The organism is Streptomyces sp. NPDC059355, assembly GCF_042752335.1.
GTDB lineage: Bacteria > Actinomycetota > Actinomycetes > Streptomycetales > Streptomycetaceae > Streptomyces.
Window position 1 is genome coordinate 40,267 of the sequence record NZ_JBHYXN010000035.1, and the last position, 14,713, is coordinate 54,979.

15 protein-coding genes and 1 other RNA gene are annotated in these 14,713 nt (G+C 71.8%); 11 read left to right on the forward strand and 5 right to left on the reverse strand.

Annotation, left to right across the window (positions count from 1 at the left end; genetic code table 11):
• Positions 1–107: 107 nt before the first annotated feature.
• Positions 108–1,367, forward strand: a complete 1,260-nt coding sequence (locus ACFXGI_RS27990) for a serine/threonine-protein kinase (protein WP_030866660.1) — start codon at positions 108–110, stop codon at positions 1,365–1,367.
• A gap of 61 nt (positions 1,368–1,428) precedes the next feature.
• Here the strand turns inward: ACFXGI_RS27990 and ACFXGI_RS27995 are convergent, their stop codons facing one another.
• Complete coding sequence (locus ACFXGI_RS27995; protein ID WP_384712215.1) at positions 1,429–2,460, reverse strand: isopenicillin N synthase family dioxygenase; 1,032 nt, start codon at positions 2,458–2,460, stop codon at positions 1,429–1,431.
• Between the two features lie 313 nt (positions 2,461–2,773).
• On the opposite strand from ACFXGI_RS27995, the gene prfB reads away from it, so the two are divergent.
• The gene (gene prfB, locus ACFXGI_RS28000; RefSeq protein WP_384712218.1) at positions 2,774–3,883 is read left to right on the forward strand and encodes a peptide chain release factor 2; all 1,110 of its coding nucleotides are present in this window, start codon (positions 2,774–2,776) and stop codon (positions 3,881–3,883) included.
• A gap of 110 nt (positions 3,884–3,993) precedes the next feature.
• Here prfB and ACFXGI_RS28005 read toward each other — a convergent pair whose 3' ends face one another.
• Positions 3,994–4,188, reverse strand: a complete 195-nt coding sequence (locus ACFXGI_RS28005) for a hypothetical protein (protein ID WP_229339286.1) — start codon at positions 4,186–4,188, stop codon at positions 3,994–3,996.
• Between the two features lie 261 nt (positions 4,189–4,449).
• Between ACFXGI_RS28005 and ftsE the strand changes: the two genes are divergently transcribed.
• The 5 genes from ftsE to ssrA all read left to right on the forward strand — a co-directional run bounded on the left by ftsE (position 4,450) and on the right by ssrA (position 8,354).
• Positions 4,450–5,139: a cell division ATP-binding protein FtsE gene (gene ftsE, locus ACFXGI_RS28010; protein WP_030161344.1), complete on the forward strand. Its 690-nt coding sequence runs from the start codon at positions 4,450–4,452 to the stop codon at positions 5,137–5,139.
• Positions 5,140–5,156: 17 nt separating this feature from the next.
• Positions 5,157–6,089 (forward strand): permease-like cell division protein FtsX, encoded by a 933-nt coding sequence (gene ftsX / locus ACFXGI_RS28015; RefSeq protein WP_384712222.1) that lies wholly within the window; start codon positions 5,157–5,159, stop codon positions 6,087–6,089.
• Positions 6,090–6,156: 67 nt separating this feature from the next.
• The gene (locus ACFXGI_RS28020; protein ID WP_384712225.1) at positions 6,157–7,377 is read left to right on the forward strand and encodes a S41 family peptidase; all 1,221 of its coding nucleotides are present in this window, start codon (positions 6,157–6,159) and stop codon (positions 7,375–7,377) included.
• A gap of 18 nt (positions 7,378–7,395) precedes the next feature.
• The gene (gene smpB / locus ACFXGI_RS28025) at positions 7,396–7,881 is read left to right on the forward strand and encodes an SsrA-binding protein SmpB (RefSeq protein ID WP_356413833.1); all 486 of its coding nucleotides are present in this window, start codon (positions 7,396–7,398) and stop codon (positions 7,879–7,881) included.
• Positions 7,882–7,965: 84 nt separating this feature from the next.
• Positions 7,966–8,354, forward strand: a transfer-messenger RNA (tmRNA) gene (gene ssrA, locus ACFXGI_RS28030).
• Positions 8,355–8,425: 71 nt separating this feature from the next.
• On the opposite strand, the gene ACFXGI_RS28035 is transcribed toward ssrA, so the two are convergent.
• The 3 genes from ACFXGI_RS28035 to ACFXGI_RS28045 are packed head-to-tail and all read right to left on the reverse strand — an operon-like array spanning position 8,426 to position 10,230.
• Entirely contained in the window at positions 8,426–8,683 is a 258-nt protein-coding gene (locus tag ACFXGI_RS28035) for a Txe/YoeB family addiction module toxin (RefSeq protein ID WP_351778350.1), read from the reverse strand.
• A complete protein-coding gene (locus tag ACFXGI_RS28040) occupies positions 8,680–8,955 on the reverse strand; it encodes a type II toxin-antitoxin system Phd/YefM family antitoxin (RefSeq protein WP_053784891.1) in 276 nt (91 codons plus the stop codon). The genes ACFXGI_RS28035 and ACFXGI_RS28040 overlap by 4 nt, the downstream gene beginning before the upstream one ends.
• 27 nt (positions 8,956–8,982) lie before the next feature.
• Entirely contained in the window at positions 8,983–10,230 is a 1,248-nt protein-coding gene (locus ACFXGI_RS28045; protein WP_384712230.1) for an MFS transporter, read from the reverse strand.
• Between the two features lie 84 nt (positions 10,231–10,314).
• Here ACFXGI_RS28045 and ACFXGI_RS28050 point away from each other — a divergent pair, with 84 nt between their 5' ends.
• From ACFXGI_RS28050 to ACFXGI_RS28065, 4 genes are all read left to right on the forward strand, one after another.
• Entirely contained in the window at positions 10,315–11,280 is a 966-nt protein-coding gene (locus ACFXGI_RS28050; RefSeq protein WP_384712233.1) for a LysR family transcriptional regulator, read from the forward strand.
• A 97-nt stretch (positions 11,281–11,377) separates the two neighbouring features.
• The gene (locus ACFXGI_RS28055; RefSeq protein WP_384712236.1) at positions 11,378–12,748 is read left to right on the forward strand and encodes a nitrate/nitrite transporter; all 1,371 of its coding nucleotides are present in this window, start codon (positions 11,378–11,380) and stop codon (positions 12,746–12,748) included.
• A gap of 126 nt (positions 12,749–12,874) precedes the next feature.
• On the forward strand, positions 12,875–14,044 hold the full coding sequence (locus tag ACFXGI_RS28060; protein ID WP_384712239.1) for a uroporphyrinogen-III synthase: 1,170 nt from the start codon (positions 12,875–12,877) through the stop codon (positions 14,042–14,044).
• Positions 14,045–14,175: 131 nt separating this feature from the next.
• A complete protein-coding gene (locus tag ACFXGI_RS28065) occupies positions 14,176–14,700 on the forward strand; it encodes a GNAT family N-acetyltransferase (RefSeq protein ID WP_384712314.1) in 525 nt (174 codons plus the stop codon).
• Positions 14,701–14,713: the final 13 nt, after the last annotated feature.

Below are 14,713 nucleotides of genomic sequence, written 5' to 3' on the forward strand. Positions count from 1 at the left end.
GGGACGTGATTTCGCCCCCAGAAGTGAAGGTCGCCGTGTTCCGGGGCGTGCAACCCCCATCCGGCCGCGTAGCTTTGGTGCGTACGCCAGCCGCTGAGGGAGCAGTCGTGGCACGGAAGATCGGCAGCCGGTACACCGCGCACCAGATCCTGGGGCGCGGCAGCGCGGGCACGGTGTGGCTGGGCGAGGGGCCTGACGGGCCCGTCGCCGTCAAACTGCTGCGCGAGGACCTCGCGTCCGACCAGGAGCTGGTCGGACGCTTCGTCCAGGAGCGCAGTGCGCTGCTCGGCCTGGACCACCCGCACATCGTCTCCGTCCGCGACCTCGTCGTCGACGGCAACGACCTGGCCCTGGTCATGGACCTCGTACGCGGTACGGACCTGCGCACGCGCCTCGACCGGGAGCGGCGGCTCGCCCCCGAGGCGGCCGTGGCGATCGTCGCGGACGTCGCCGACGCGCTGGCGGCGGCGCACGCGGCGGGGGTCGTGCACCGGGACGTGAAGCCCGAGAACGTCCTGCTGGACATGCAGGGGCCGCTGGGTCCCGGCGGCTCGCATCCGGCGCTGCTGACCGACTTCGGCGTCGCCAAGCTGATCGACTCGCCGCGGCGGGCGGCGTCCGGGGCGCCGGGTACGCGGGCCTCGGCCCCGACGACCCGGATCATCGGCACGCCGGACTACCTGGCTCCGGAGATCGTGGAGGGCCTGCCGCCCAGAGCGGCAGTGGACATATACGCCCTGGCCACCGTGTTGTACGAGCTGCTGGCGGGCTTCACGCCGTTCGGCGGGGGCCACCCGGGCGCGGTGCTGCGCCGGCACGTGACGGAGACGGTGGTCCCGCTCCCCGGGATCCCGGACGAGCTGTGGCAGCTGATCGTGCAGTGCCTGGCGAAGGCGCCGGCCTCGCGGCTGAGGGCCTCGGAGCTCTCGCTCCGGCTGCGCGACCTGCTCCCCCTCCTGGCCGGGATGCCGCCGCTGGACGTGGACGAGCCGTACGAACCCGACCCGGATCCGGAGCCGGCGGAGCCGGTGGAGGCCGACGGGCCGGTCCGCCGACGGGGCGTGGTCCCGCTGGTGCCGGGGTCGGCGACCGACTCGAACCGGGACACGCACACCTCGATGCGGGTTCCGGGACCGGACGAGCTGGCCGGGGGCGCGCTGGGCACGGCGCGGGTCCCGCGCCCCGCGGGCGGCCACCGCCCGGGATCGGCCCGCCACCGGGCGGAGACGGCCCGCAAGCGGCGCCTGGCCCTGACGGCCGGGGCCGTGGCGCTGGCCGCCGCGCTCGGCGTGGGCACCTGGCTGGCCGCCTCCGGCGACGAGCCGCCGCCGCAGGACACGAAGCACTCCACCCCGGCCCGGCCCTGAAGAGCGTCTTGCCGATCAGGCCGGTCCCGGGAACCGGCCCCGGGACCGGTTCCCGGGCGGGCTACGCCTCGACGAGTTCCGGGTGCCAGCGGCGGGCCACCGCCGGGTGGGCCCGGGTCCAGCCCTTGAGCTCGTTGCGGCCGTACTCCGCGTGCAGCGGGTTCGACGCGTCGTGCGCGACGCCCGGCGCCGACCGCAGGTACTCGCCCGGCACCGTCTCGATCACCGCGTCCAGCCGCGGGTTGTAGAAGAACGGCACCGAGTACCGCTCCACCGCCCCGGGCGGGCTGACCACCCGGTGGTCCGTGGCCACCAGGTACCCCTCCGTCGCGATCTCCAGCAGCTCGCCCAGGTTGACCACGAACGCCCCCGGCAGCGGCGGGATGTCCAGGAACCCGTCCCCCTGCCGCACCTGCAGCCCGCCCACGCCGTCCTGCAGCAGCAGCGTCAGGAACCCGTAGTCCTTGTGCGCCCCGACCCCCTGGCCGGCCCCGGACGGGGCGGATCCCGGGTAGCGGATCAGCTTCGTGTGCAGGTGCGGCCGGTCCGCGAACGCCTCGTCGAAGAAGTCGGACGGCGCCCCGATCGCGATCAGCAGCTCCCGCAGCAGCCGGTGCGCCACGGCCGCCAGCCGGGCCTGCCAATCCAGCACCACCGGCCGCAGCTCCGGCAGCGCCTGCGGCCACTGGTTCGGGCCCTCCAGCCACAGGTACGCCGGGTCGTCCGGCCCCAGCTCCGGCGCGGGCCGCTCGGCGCCGACGTCCAGCTGGTCGCGCCAGTCGGAGGCCCCGCCGGTCAGCTCGTGCCCGATGCGGGTGTACCCGCGGAAGTGCGGCGAGTTCAGATTGCTCACGGCGAGCCGGTCGTCCTCCGGCAGGGCGAAGAAGGCCCTGGTCAGCTCAAGGATGCGGGCGGTCTCCGGCTCGGTGATCCCGTGCCCGGTGAGGTACAGGAAGCCGGTGTCCCGGGCCACGGCGTGCAGCTTCTTCAGGAAGTCGGGCCGCTGCACCGGGTCGTCGGCCTGGGACAGGTCGATGACGGGGAGGGCCGGAACTGCGGAAGCGGCGGAAAGATCGTTGTGCGCGGACGGCATGACGTCTCCGTTTCGGATGTCACGGGGTCCTGTTCCCCAGAGGTGTCGGGGCAGCGGATGGGGAGGGCCGCCGGCAGGGATGGCGCCGGAGCCGCTTGGGCCGCGTACAGGACCAAGTCGGATCGGGGTGGATCAGGCTTGGGGATGGTCCGGCGGCAGACAGCTCGTCGTCGTGACACGCATGTGGTCCACATGGCGGCGCTTGACGAGGAGCAGATTCATACCGTGAGCGTACGCCCGTTCCCGTGTTCATCAGAACGGGTGAATCGGCCTGGCCGGACAGTGCCGCCCGCGGACCGGCTACGCTGGACCCGTGGCAGTCGTCGATGTTTCCGAAGAGCTGAAGTCCCTCTCCTCGACCATGGGGTCGATCGAGGCCGTCCTGGACCTCGACAAGCTGAGGGCAGAAATCGCCGTGCTCGAGGAGCAGGCCGCCGCGCCGTCCCTGTGGGACGACCCGGAGGCCGCTCAGAAGATCACGAGCAAGCTTTCGCACCTCCAGGCCGAGGTCCGCAAGACCGAGACCCTGCGCGGCCGCATCGACGACCTCGCGGTGCTGTTCGACCTCGCCCAGGAGATGGACGACGCGGACACCCTCGCGGAGGCGGAGACCGAGCTGGTCTCCGTGCGCAAGGCGCTGGACGAGATGGAGGTCCGCACCCTGCTCTCCGGCGAGTACGCCGAGCGTGAGGCGCTGGTCAACATCCGCGCCGAGGCCGGCGGCGTCGACGCCTCCGACTTCGCCGAGCGCCTGCAGCGCATGTACCTGCGCTGGGCCGAGCGGCACGGCTACCCCACCGAGATCTACGAGACCTCGTACGCGGAAGAGGCCGGCATCAAGTCGACCACCTTCGTCGTCAAGGCCCCGTACGCCTACGGCACCCTCTCGGTCGAGCAGGGCACCCACCGCCTCGTGCGCATCTCCCCCTTCGACAACCAGGGCCGCCGCCAGACGTCCTTCGCGGGCGTCGAGGTGCTGCCGGTCGTCGAGACCAGCGACCACGTCGAGATCGACGAGACCGAGCTGCGCGTGGACGTGTACCGCGCCTCCGGCCCCGGCGGCCAGGGCGTCAACACGACCGACTCGGCCGTGCGCATCACGCACCTCCCGACCGGCATCGTCGTCTCCTGCCAGAACGAGCGCTCGCAGATCCAGAACAAGGCCAGCGCGATGAACGTGCTCCAGGCCAAGCTGCTGGAGCGGCGCCGCCAGGAGGAGAAGGACAAGATGGACGCCCTCAAGGACGGCGGCAGCTCCTGGGGCAACCAGATGCGGTCCTACGTCCTGCACCCGTACCAGATGGTCAAGGACCTGCGGACGGAGTTCGAGGTCGGCAACCCGCAGGCGGTGCTCGACGGCGAGATCGACGGCTTCCTCGAGGCCGGCATCCGCTGGCGCAAGCAGCAGGAGCAGACCGCGTAGCGAGAACCGGACGCGCACGCACGAAGGGCCCGGACACCTCAGGTGTCCGGGCCCTTCGTGCGTCTGCTGGCCGCGTCGGTGATCGGGACGCGGACGGGGGCTGCGCCGGGCTAGGCCGTCTGCTGGGCCAGGAGGGCCAGTGCCGCGACGAGGACCACCAGGAGCACGATGAGCGCCATCGGGTTCAGGCCGCCGAAGGGGCCCTCCTGCTGCTGGAGGCGCTCCCGGTTCGCCCGGCACACCGGGCAGCGGCCCTGGCTGACGGGCGCGGCGCAGTTCGCGCACACGAGCCGGTCATACGTCATGCGCTCTCCTCCTCTCGTCCCCTTGAACAACGAACAACGTGAACAACGCCTGAAGGAACGACTCCGTTCCCCTACCACTGTGCCAGCTCCGGCGACATTCGGCGCGGCCCGTCCGGGCAATCACGGACCATCCCGGAACGATCCCCTCCCGGACCAGGGGATATATCGGGCAACTCCGGACGCCGGGCCCCCACCCCCCGCCCGTTCGCGTATGGTCACGCACACCGACTCCGCACACCTACCGGCGACCGTGGTGCACCCGTGATCCGATTCGACAACGTCTCCAAGTCCTACCCGAAGCAGAACCGCCCCGCACTCAGAGATGTCTCCCTGGACATCGCGAAGGGCGAGTTCGTCTTCCTGGTCGGCTCCTCCGGCTCCGGCAAGTCCACCTTCCTGCGGCTGGTGCTGCGCGAGGAGCGGGCGAGCCACGGCCAGGTCCACGTCCTCGGCAAGGACCTCGCCAAGCTCTCCAACTGGAAGGTCCCGCAGATGCGGCGCCAGCTGGGGACCGTGTTCCAGGACTTCCGCCTGCTCCCCAACAAGACGGTGGCCGAGAACGTCGCCTTCGCCCAAGAGGTCATCGGCAAGCCGAGAGGCGAGATCCGCAAGGCCGTCCCGCAGGTCCTGGAGCTCGTGGGCCTCGGCGGCAAAGAGGACCGCATGCCCGGCGAGCTCTCCGGCGGTGAGCAGCAGCGCGTGGCCATCGCCCGCGCCTTCGTCAACCGGCCGGCGCTCCTCATCGCGGACGAGCCCACCGGCAACCTCGACCCGCAGACCTCGGTCGGCATCATGAAGCTGCTGGACCGGATCAACCGGACCGGCACCACCGTGATCATGGCCACGCACGACCAGCAGATCGTGGACCAGATGCGCAAGCGCGTCATCGAACTCGAACAGGGCCGACTCGTGCGCGACCAGTCGCGCGGCGTCTACGGCTACCAGCACTGAAAGGCCCTTGAGACGTCATGCGCGCCCAGTTCGTCATGTCGGAGATCGGCGTCGGCCTCCGCCGCAATCTCACCATGACCTTCGCGGTCATCATCTCCGTGGCCCTGTCGCTGGCCCTGTTCGGCGGTTCCCTGCTCATGCGCGACCAGGTGAGCAAGATGAAGGGCTACTGGTACGACAAGGTCAACGTCTCGATCTACCTCTGCAACAAGAGCGACGCGGAGGACAACAGCGAGAGCGGGAGCAAGGCCTGCGCCAAGGGTGCGGTCACTCCCGAGCAGAAGCAGCAGATCGAGACCGACCTGAAGAAGATGGACCTCGTCGAGACGGTCCACTACGAGTCCTCCGACGAGGCCTACAAGCACTACAAGGAGCGCTTCGGGCACACCGCGCTCGCCTCGGTGATCACCCCGGACCAGATGCCCGACTCCTTCCGGGTGAAGCTCAAGCAGCCCGAGAAGTACAAGGTCATCACGACGGCCTTCGCGGGCCGCGACGGCGTCCAGTCGGTCGCCGACCAGCACACCGAGCTCGACAACCTCTTCACGATGCTCGGCTACCTCAACTGGGCCGCCCTCGGCATCATGCTCATCATGCTGATCGTGGCCCTGCTGCTGATCGTCAACACGGTGCGCGTCTCCGCCTTCAGCCGACGGCGTGAGACGGGGATCATGCGGCTCGTGGGCGCCTCGAGCTTCTACATCCAGGTGCCGTTCATCATGGAGGCCGCCTTCGCGGGCCTCATCGGCGCCGTGTTCGCCTGCGGCATGCTCGGCGCCGGCCAGTACTTCGTCATCGACCACGGCGCCTCGCTGCGCACGAAGATGGAGCTGATCAACTTCATCGGCTGGGACTCCGTGTTGACGAAGCTGCCGTTGGTGCTGGTCATCGGGGTGCTGATGCCCTCGCTGGCCGCCTTCATCGCATTGCGCAAGTACCTGAAGGTGTGACAAGCGCCCCGTGTGAGGTGCGCCCAACCCGCCGTGCCTCCACGGGGCTTGTCCTAGACTCGGCGCCATGCCGGGACTGCCCGCCTTCTGTCTCCGGCCCCGCGACCTGCGTCGCGGGGCCGCTCTGACGTTGGCCTTCATCGCAGCCGTGGGCGCGGCGGCGGGCACCGGCTGCTGGGACCGCGCGGGCGCCGTCGGCGCCGCGGGCGCCGGGTTAGCGGCCGCCGGTACGCAGAACCCCGCGGCCGGATCCGAGGCTCCCCGGGAGACCAAGACCGGGGCCGGGACCGCAACGGCCGACCGCGAGGCCGTCGCCCGCGCCGCGGCCGAAGCCGCCGCCGAGGGCAAATCCGGCAAGAAGGCCGCCGAAGAGGTGGTCAGCCGCAGCGGCGACCGCTGGGGCATGGTCTACGACCAGGGCGAGTACGCCGCCTTCACCGACGACCTCGACGGCCGCTGGACCGGCGTCGGCCTCTGGATCGAGAGCCGCCGGGACGACCGCATCGCCGTCGAGAAGGTCCAGCCGGGCAGTCCCGCCGACCGGTCCGGCCTGCGCGCCGGGGACCGGCTGCTGAGCGTCGACGGCCACGCCGTCACCGGCCTGCGCGTCTGCGACGTGGTCGCCCTGCTGCGCGGCGGCGCCGGCACCCCGGTCGTCCTTCACCTCACCCGGGACGGCGCCGACCTCACCGAGACCCTGCGCCGCGAGCAGCTGCACACCGAGCCCGTGACCGTACGGGAGCTCCCGGGCGGGATCACCGTCATCAAGGTCGCCTCCTTCAGCCGCGGCTCGGGCGAACAGGTCCGGGCCGCCGTCCGTGCGGCCGGACCCGGCACCGGCTTCATGCTCGACCTGCGCGGCAACCCGGGCGGCCTCGTCACCGAGGCCGTGACGGCCGCCTCGGCGTTCCTGGACGGCGGGCTGGTGGCCACGTACGACGTACGGGGGGCCCAGCGCGCCCTGTACGCGAGCCCGGGCGGGGACACCGCGAGACCTCTGGTGACGCTGGTCGACGGCGGCACGATGAGCGCGGCGGAGCTGGTGACGGGCGCCCTCCAGGACCGCGGCCGCGCGGTGGCGGTGGGGACGAGGACCTTCGGCAAGGGCTCGGTGCAGATGCCGACGCCGCTCCCGGACGGATCGGTGGCGGAGCTGACGGTGGGCACGTACCGCACCCCGGCGGGCCGCAGCCTCGACGGCAGCGGCATCACCCCCGACCTGGTGGCGGGCGACGGGGCCGAGGAGCGGGCCCGCGCGGTATTGGGTGGCCTCGGGGTGGGTCCGTAGTGCGAAAATGACCGCACTATGGCTAAGGAAACAGGGCGCAAGCTGATCGCCCAGAACAAGAAGGCGCGCCACGACTACACGATCATCGACACCTACGAGTGCGGTCTCGTGCTCACGGGTACCGAGGTCAAGTCCCTGCGCCAGGGCCGGGCCTCGCTGGTGGACGGGTTCGTGTCGGTGGAGAGCGGCGAGGCCTGGCTCTACAACGTGCACGTGCCGGAGTACAGCCAGGGCACCTGGACCAACCACAGCGCCCGCCGCAAGCGCAAGCTCCTGCTGCACCGCGAGGAGATCGACAAGCTGGACTCGAAGACCGGCGAGACGGGCAACACGATCGTGCCGCTCTCGCTGTACTTCAAGGACGGCCGGGCGAAGGTCGAGATCGCGCTGGCGAAGGGCAAGAAGGAGTACGACAAGCGCCAGTCGCTGCGCGAGAAGCAGGACACGCGCGAGACGAACCGGGTGATCTCGGCCGTGAAGCGCAAGGAGCGCGGTCAGCTGTAATCTCCTGGCATCCCGTGGTCCACTTCGCGTACCATGGCGTCAGCACCCGCCGCTCGCGGTGGGAGCACTTTGTTAACAAAACATGGGGATGATCGGTTTCGACAGCGGATGTCGATGCAGGGGAAGCGAGCCGAGGAAGCGGCAATGATCTCGCTAACCACATGTCGCAAAAAATAATCGCCAACTCCAAGAGCGATAACTCCCGCTTCACCCTCGCTGCCTAATAACAGTGAGCTGAAGCCTCTGTGAGGAGCGTCAGCCCGGAAGTGGTCCCGGTCCGGATCCTGGCGTCAATTAGGGATCTAAACCTCTAGCCCCGGTCACGGGGGTTGGAGGGAAACCAAACAGTGACTGAGCCCGTCGGAGACTTGTCCGTGTGATCTCCGGGGCTGAGAAAAGCGCAGCGGACTGCGCTCGGAGAAGCCCTGCTTCTGCACCGTTGGACGCGGGTTCGATTCCCGCCATCTCCACTCATCCCATGTGGGCGAAGGCCCCGCAGCCACCAGGCTGCGGGGCCTTCGTCATGCCCGAAGCGTCCGCGGCATCAGTAGTGATAGCGCGCCTTGAGCACCTTCACTTCCTTCTCGTCCGCCCGGTACACGAGGCGGTGTTCGTCGTCGATGCGGCGAGACCAGTAGCCGGACAGTTCGCCCTTCAGTGGTTCGGGCTTGCCGATGCCGGTGAACGGGTCGCGCTGGATCTCGCCGATCAGACGGGTGATCCGGCGGGCCATCTTCAGGTCGGAGGAGAGCCAGAACAGGAAGTCCTCCCACGCGGCCGGGTCGAAGTGAACGCTCCTCACTCCTCCCCTCCGGCCAATTGCCGCAGCTCGTCCATGCTCTTGGCGACCGACGCCGCGCCCTCGCGGTCGCGCGCGACGGCTTCCATCAGCCGCTGGGCGTTGGCGGGGGAGCGCAGCAGGTAGACGGTCTCCTGCCAGGAGTCGTAGTCGTCGGCGGACATCAGAACGGCGTCACCGTTCTTGGAGGTGATGCGCACCGGGGCGTGATCGGTGTTGACGCGTTCGATCAGCGGGAACAGGGTCGCCCTGGCTTCACTGGCGCTTATGGACATGGCCGCTCCTCCGGTCGTGGTACGACTTCACGGTACCTGAGTCGTACCGGAAAGTCGTACCGTCTGGCAGATGAGGAGGGCCAGGGCGGCCGCTGCTGCCGGGAGGGCGTAGGGGGTCGTGGGGCCCAGGTGGTCGACCAGGGTGCCCGCCGCGGCCGCGCCCAGGGCTATGCCCGTCAGGATGGCCGTCACCGCCAGGGTCATCGACTCGTTGAGGCGGCCCTCGGGGGCGAGGGCGTGGACGCGGGACATCGCCGTGACCATCGTCGGGGCCGTGGCCATGCCGGCCAGGAGGAGGGCGGCGGCCAGCAGGGGGAGGGATCCGGTGGCCGCCGCCGCCCAGGGGAGGGTCAGGGCCGCGGTCAGGGTGATCAGGCAGGTCCGCAGGGACCGGGGGCGCAGGGTGCCGTAGAGCAGGCCGGCCGCGCAGGAGCCCGCCGCCTGGAGGGCCAGGACCAGGCCGGTGGCGCCCCCCAGGCCGCGGGCGTCGAGGTGGGCGATCGACGTCACCTCCATCGAGCCGAACAGCAGGCCCAGGGGAGCGAAGAGGGCCAGTACGGGCATCAGGGTGCGAAGCGGGGACCTGCCGGCGCGGGGCGGCGATGCCGGGGGCTGCGTGCTGCGCTGGGACGTGAAGAGGAGCATGCCCGCCAGGAGCAGGGCGGCCGCCGTGAGGGTGCCCGCCTCCGGGAAGGCGGCCGAGCAGAGGAACGCCGCCACCACCGGGCCGAGCATGTAGCACAGCTCGTCGGCGGCCTGCTCGAACGACATCGCCGTGTGGTGCGCGGCGGGGGAGCCGCGCAGCAGGTGGGTCCAGCGGGCCCGGGACATGCCGCCGATGTTGGGGGTGGTCGCGGTGGCGGCGTACGAGGCGAACAGGGTCCAGGCGGGGGCGTGCGCACGGACGGAGGCGACCAGCGCCACCGAGCCGAGCACCGCGATCAGCGTCGCCGGAACGGCGACCCGGGCCTGGCCGTACCGGTCGACCAGGCGGGCGGTCCACGGCGCGACCAGCGCGGTGGCGGCCATTCCGGTGGCGGTGACCGCACCGGCAAGGGCGTACGAGCCGCGCTGGCCGGCGATCATCATGACCGCACTGATGCCGAACATGCCCATGGGGAGGCGTGCCAGCAGGTTCCCGGCCGTGAAGGCCCGGGTCCCGGGGTGCGAGAAGAGGCGGGCGTACGGGCCCTGCGCCCGGGGGCGGCGGTGGTGGTGGTGCGGGGCGGGGGCTATCACGAGCGTCGAGCCCGTCACGGTCATCAGCGGCGGCATGATCCAAGGCTCCGGCGCGGGGTCCCCGGGCGTCCAACACCTGTTCAGGAGCCATTCACCCGGTTCCGTTGTTAGTCTCCCTGTGTGATACCCCGTGATGTGGAACCCCGGCTGCTGCGCGGGTTCGTCGCCGTGGCCGAGGAATTGCACTTCACCCGCGCCGCCGCCCGCCTGTACGTCGCCCAGCAGGCACTGAGCCGCGACGTACGGCGGCTGGAAACCGCCCTGGGCGCGGGGCTGTTCGTACGGACCACCCGCGCCGTCGAGCTGACCGCCGACGGCGAGCGGCTGCTGCCCCTGGCCCGGCGGGTGCTGGCCGCGCACGAGGCGCTCGCCGCCGCCTTCGCCGGCCCCCGGGCGCTGCTCGTCGACCTCAACACCGACGGGCCGAGCACCGCCCGCACCGTCCTGGAGCGGGCCCGCGAACTCGCCCCGGACTGCGAGCTGATGGCCCGTTTCGAGAGCGGGCTGACGTACGCCGCGGCCGAGGTCGCCGCCGGGCGCCTCGACGTGTCCTTCGGGTACGCCGACGGCCTGGATCCGAGGCTGCGGGCCCGCCTCGCGCACCGGCCCGTACGGTACGAGCCGCTCGCGGTGCTGCTCCCCGACGGGCACCCGCTGGCCGCGCGGGCCGACGTACCGCTGGACGCGCTGGCCGGGGAGAGCGTGTACGCCGGGGCCGGCAATCCGCGGACCCTGGAGTGGACCGGGCTCGCCCGCGAGCTGCTGGAGGGCCGCGGGATCGCGCTCGCGCCGCCCGCACCCGTGGCCATGGGGAAGGACGAGTTCGGCCGGGTCATGGCCAAGACGCGCAACCCGGTCCTGGTGACCGTGGACTTCCTCGACCTGCCCGGGTCCGTGAAGCGGCCGCTGGTCGATCCGGTGCCGCTGTCCCCGCTGTCGATGGTGTGGCGCAAGGGTTTCAGCCACCCCGGGCTCGACGCGCTGCACCGGGCCGCGGACCTCCTCGCCGCCGGACACGGCTGGCTGGAGGTGCCCCCGGCGAGCTGGCGCCCCGCCGCGCTCACAGGCGGCCCCGGCGGCGGGTGAGTGCAAGGTTTCCCACCGGTCATCCCGCGGGGACCGGGGCCGAAACGCGCCGTTCCTACGGTCGTCACCACGGACACGAGAGCTGTGGAGGCGTGTGATGACCGGTACGACCGCACCGCGCAAGGGGGGCCGCTGGATCGAGCGGTGGGAACCCGAGGACGAGACCTTCTGGAAGGAGTCCGGGGAGCGCATCGCCCGCCGGAACCTGCTCTACTCGGTGCTCTCCGAGCACATCGGCTTCTCCATCTGGACCCTGTGGTCGGTGATGGTGCTCTTCATGGGCCCCGCCTACGGGATCGACCCGGCCGGGAAGTTCTTCCTCATCGGGACGGCCACCTTCGTGGGCGCCCTCGTCCGGGTGCCGTACACCTTCGCCGTCGCCCGCTTCGGCGGCCGCAACTGGACCGTCGTCAGCGCCCTGCTGCTGCTCGCGCCGACCGGGGCCGCGCTGGTCGTCATGGAGCCGGGGACCTCGTACGGGACCTTCCTGGCGGTCGCCGCGCTGACCGGCGTGGGCGGCGGCAACTTCGCCTCCTCCATGACCAACATCAACGCCTTCTTCCCGCTGCGCAAGAAGGGCTGGGCGCTCGGCCTGAACGCGGGCGGCGGGAACATCGGCGTGCCCGTGGTGCAGCTCGTCGCCCTGCTGGTCATCGGGACCGCCGGGGCCGGGCACCCGAGGCTGCTGCTGGCCGTCTACCTGCCGCTGATCGTGGCCGCGGCGACGCTGGCCCTGCTGCGGATGGACAACCTGGCGCCCGTACGCAACGACACCGGAGCCGTCCGCGAGGCGGTCCGGGACGCCCACACCTGGATCATGGCTTTCCTCTACATCGGCACCTTCGGGTCCTTCATCGGCTACAGCTTCGCCTTCGGGCTCGTCCTCCAGACGCAGTTCGGCCGTACCCCGCTCCAGGCCGCCTCGCTCACCTTCGTCGGGCCGCTGCTCGGCTCGCTGATCCGGCCCGTCGGCGGCGCCCTCGCGGACCGGTTCGGGGGCGCCCGGATCACCCTCGCGACGTTCGTCGCCATGGCCGCCGCGACCGGGATCGTCGTCTACGCCTCGGGCGAGGACTCGCTGCCCGTCTTCCTCGTCGGGTTCGTGGCGCTGTTCGTGCTCAGCGGGCTCGGGAACGGCTCCACGTACAAGATGATCCCGGGCATCTTCCAGGCCAAGGCGCTGGCGCGGGGCATGGGCGTCGAGGCTGCGGCCGCGTACGGGCGCCGGCTGTCCGGGGCCGCCATGGGACTCATCGGCGCGGTCGGCGCACTCGGCGGCCTCGGGATCAACCTGGCCTTCCGGGAGGCGTTCTCGACCTCCGGGTCCGGGACGGCCGCCTTCGTCACCTTCCTCGGCTTCTACGCGGCGTGCTGCGCGGTGACGTGGGCGGTATACCTTCGCCGGCCCGCCCCCGCGGTACTCCCGGCGGCCGGGGCCGAGGCGAAGCCGCAGCTCACATCGGTGTAACGGCGGTTTACGGACACGAAATACGGCGGAACCGAGCCTGACACGCCGAGTTGACAAGCTCGGTTCCGTTCTCGCGACATGTGATCGCGCGACGTGATGACGACCCACTGGGCAAGGCAGGTCACCATGGACGACACCCGCACAGTCGCCACCCCTACGGCCGCCCCCGCGGCGGGCCCGCTCGCGGGGTTCACCGTGGGGGTCACCGCGGCCCGGCGGGCGGACGAGCTGATCGCGCTGCTGCGCCGGCGGGGGGCCACCGTCGTGCACGCCCCGGCCCTGCGGATCGTGCCGCTGGCCGACGACAGCGAACTGCTCGCCGCCACCAAGGAGCTGATCGCCTCCCCGCCGGACACGGTCGTCGCCACCACCGCGATCGGATTCCGCGGGTGGATCGAGGCCGCCGACGGGTGGGGGATCGGCGAGGAGCTGCTGGCGCGGCTGCGGGCCACCGAACTGCTGGCGCGCGGACCGAAGGTGAAGGGGGCCGTCCGGGCCGCCGCTCTGGTGGAGACGTGGTCCCCGCAGTCGGAATCCCTCGCGGAGGTGCTCGACCGGATGCTGGCCGCCGGGGTCGCCGGGCGGCGCATCGCGCTGCAGCTGCACGGGGAGCCGCTGCCCGGATTCGTCGAGGCGCTGCGCGCCGGCGGGGCCGAGGTGGTCGTGGTCCCGGTGTACCGGTGGATGGCGCCGGAGGACCTCGCGCCGATGGACCGGCTGCTGGACGCGGTGGCCGCCGGCGCCGGCGCGATCGACGCGGTGAGCTTCACCTCGGCTCCGGCGGCGGCGTCGCTGCTCGCGCGGGCGCGGGAGCGGGGGATGGACGAGGCGGTGCTCACGGCGCTGCGGGGGGACGTGCTGTCGGCGTGCGTGGGGCCGGTGACGGCGCTGCCGCTGCAGGCGCACGGGGTGGACACGGTGCAGCCGGAGCGGTTCCGGCTCGGGCCGCTGGTGCAGCTGCTGTGCCAGGAGCTGCCGGGGCGGGCGCGGGTCCTGCCGGTGGCGGGGCACCGGGTGGAGATCCGGGGGCACGCGGTGCTGCTCGACGCGGAGCTGCGGGCGGTGCCGCCCGCGGGGATGGCGCTGCTGCGGGCGCTGGCCCGGCGGCCGGGGTGGGTCGTGGGGCGGGCGGATCTGCTGCGGGCGCTGCCGGGGGCGGGGCGGGACGAGCACGCCGTGGAGACGGCGATGGCCCGGCTGCGGGGGGCGCTGGGGGTGCCGAACCTGATCCAGACGGTGGTGAAGAGGGGGTACCGGCTGGCGCTGGACGCGGGTGAATGCGCGCCGGTGGACTGACCGGTCCGCCGCCGGGGCGTGCGGGGGCGCCGGCCCCGTACCCCCGTACCCCCGCCCCTCGGACGCCGGCGGGGCTGGATGTGGCGGCCGGGGTTGGCTAGCGTGCCCTGGTGATCATTGACGGGGTGGAGATGCGGGGCGTCGAGGCCGGGGACGCCGCCGGGCTGGCCGACACGCTGACGCGGAACCGGGACTTCATGGCGCCCTTCGAACCGTGGCGGTCCGAGGTGTTCTTCACCGAGGCGGGGCAGGCCGCGCGGATCGAGGCGCTGCTCGCCGAGCGCGACGCCGGGCGCGCCGCCTCGTACGTGCTCGTCGAGGCCGCCTCCGGCGCGCCCGTCGGGATGATCAACCTCGGCAGCATCGTCCTCGGCCCCTTCCGCAGCGGCGGCATCGGCTACTGGGTCGACCGGGCCTGGCACGGCAAGGGGCTGGCCACCGCCGCCGCCCTGGAGGTCTGCCGGATCGCCCGCGACACGTACGGGCTGCACCGCGTCGAGGCCGGAACCCTGGTCGACAACCTGGCCTCCCAGCGGGTCCTGGCCAAGGCCGGGTTCGAGCAGTACGGGCTCGCCCCCCGCTACCTGCACATCAACGGCGCCTGGCGCGACCACCGCCTCTTCCAGCGCCTCCTCCACGACGACCCGCCCCTCTAGGGGGCGTCCCCCC

Coding starts and splice junctions, on each gene's coding strand:
- ACFXGI_RS27995 (WP_384712215.1), bottom strand. CDS start 2,460: ATGCCGTCCGCGCACAACGATCTTTCCGCCGCTTCCGCAGTTCCGGCC.
- ACFXGI_RS28005 (WP_229339286.1), bottom strand. CDS start 4,188: ATGACGTATGACCGGCTCGTGTGCGCGAACTGCGCCGCGCCCGTCAGC.
- ftsX (WP_384712222.1), top strand. CDS start 5,157: ATGCGCGCCCAGTTCGTCATGTCGGAGATCGGCGTCGGCCTCCGCCGC.
- ACFXGI_RS28020 (WP_384712225.1), top strand. CDS start 6,157: ATGCCGGGACTGCCCGCCTTCTGTCTCCGGCCCCGCGACCTGCGTCGC.
- smpB (WP_356413833.1), top strand. CDS start 7,396: ATGGCTAAGGAAACAGGGCGCAAGCTGATCGCCCAGAACAAGAAGGCG.
- ACFXGI_RS28040 (WP_053784891.1), bottom strand. CDS start 8,955: ATGTCCATAAGCGCCAGTGAAGCCAGGGCGACCCTGTTCCCGCTGATC.
- ACFXGI_RS28045 (WP_384712230.1), bottom strand. CDS start 10,230: ATGCCGCCGCTGATGACCGTGACGGGCTCGACGCTCGTGATAGCCCCC.
- ACFXGI_RS28055 (WP_384712236.1), top strand. CDS start 11,378: ATGACCGGTACGACCGCACCGCGCAAGGGGGGCCGCTGGATCGAGCGG.
- ACFXGI_RS28060 (WP_384712239.1), top strand. CDS start 12,875: ATGGACGACACCCGCACAGTCGCCACCCCTACGGCCGCCCCCGCGGCG.
- ACFXGI_RS28065 (WP_384712314.1), top strand. CDS start 14,176: ATGCGGGGCGTCGAGGCCGGGGACGCCGCCGGGCTGGCCGACACGCTG.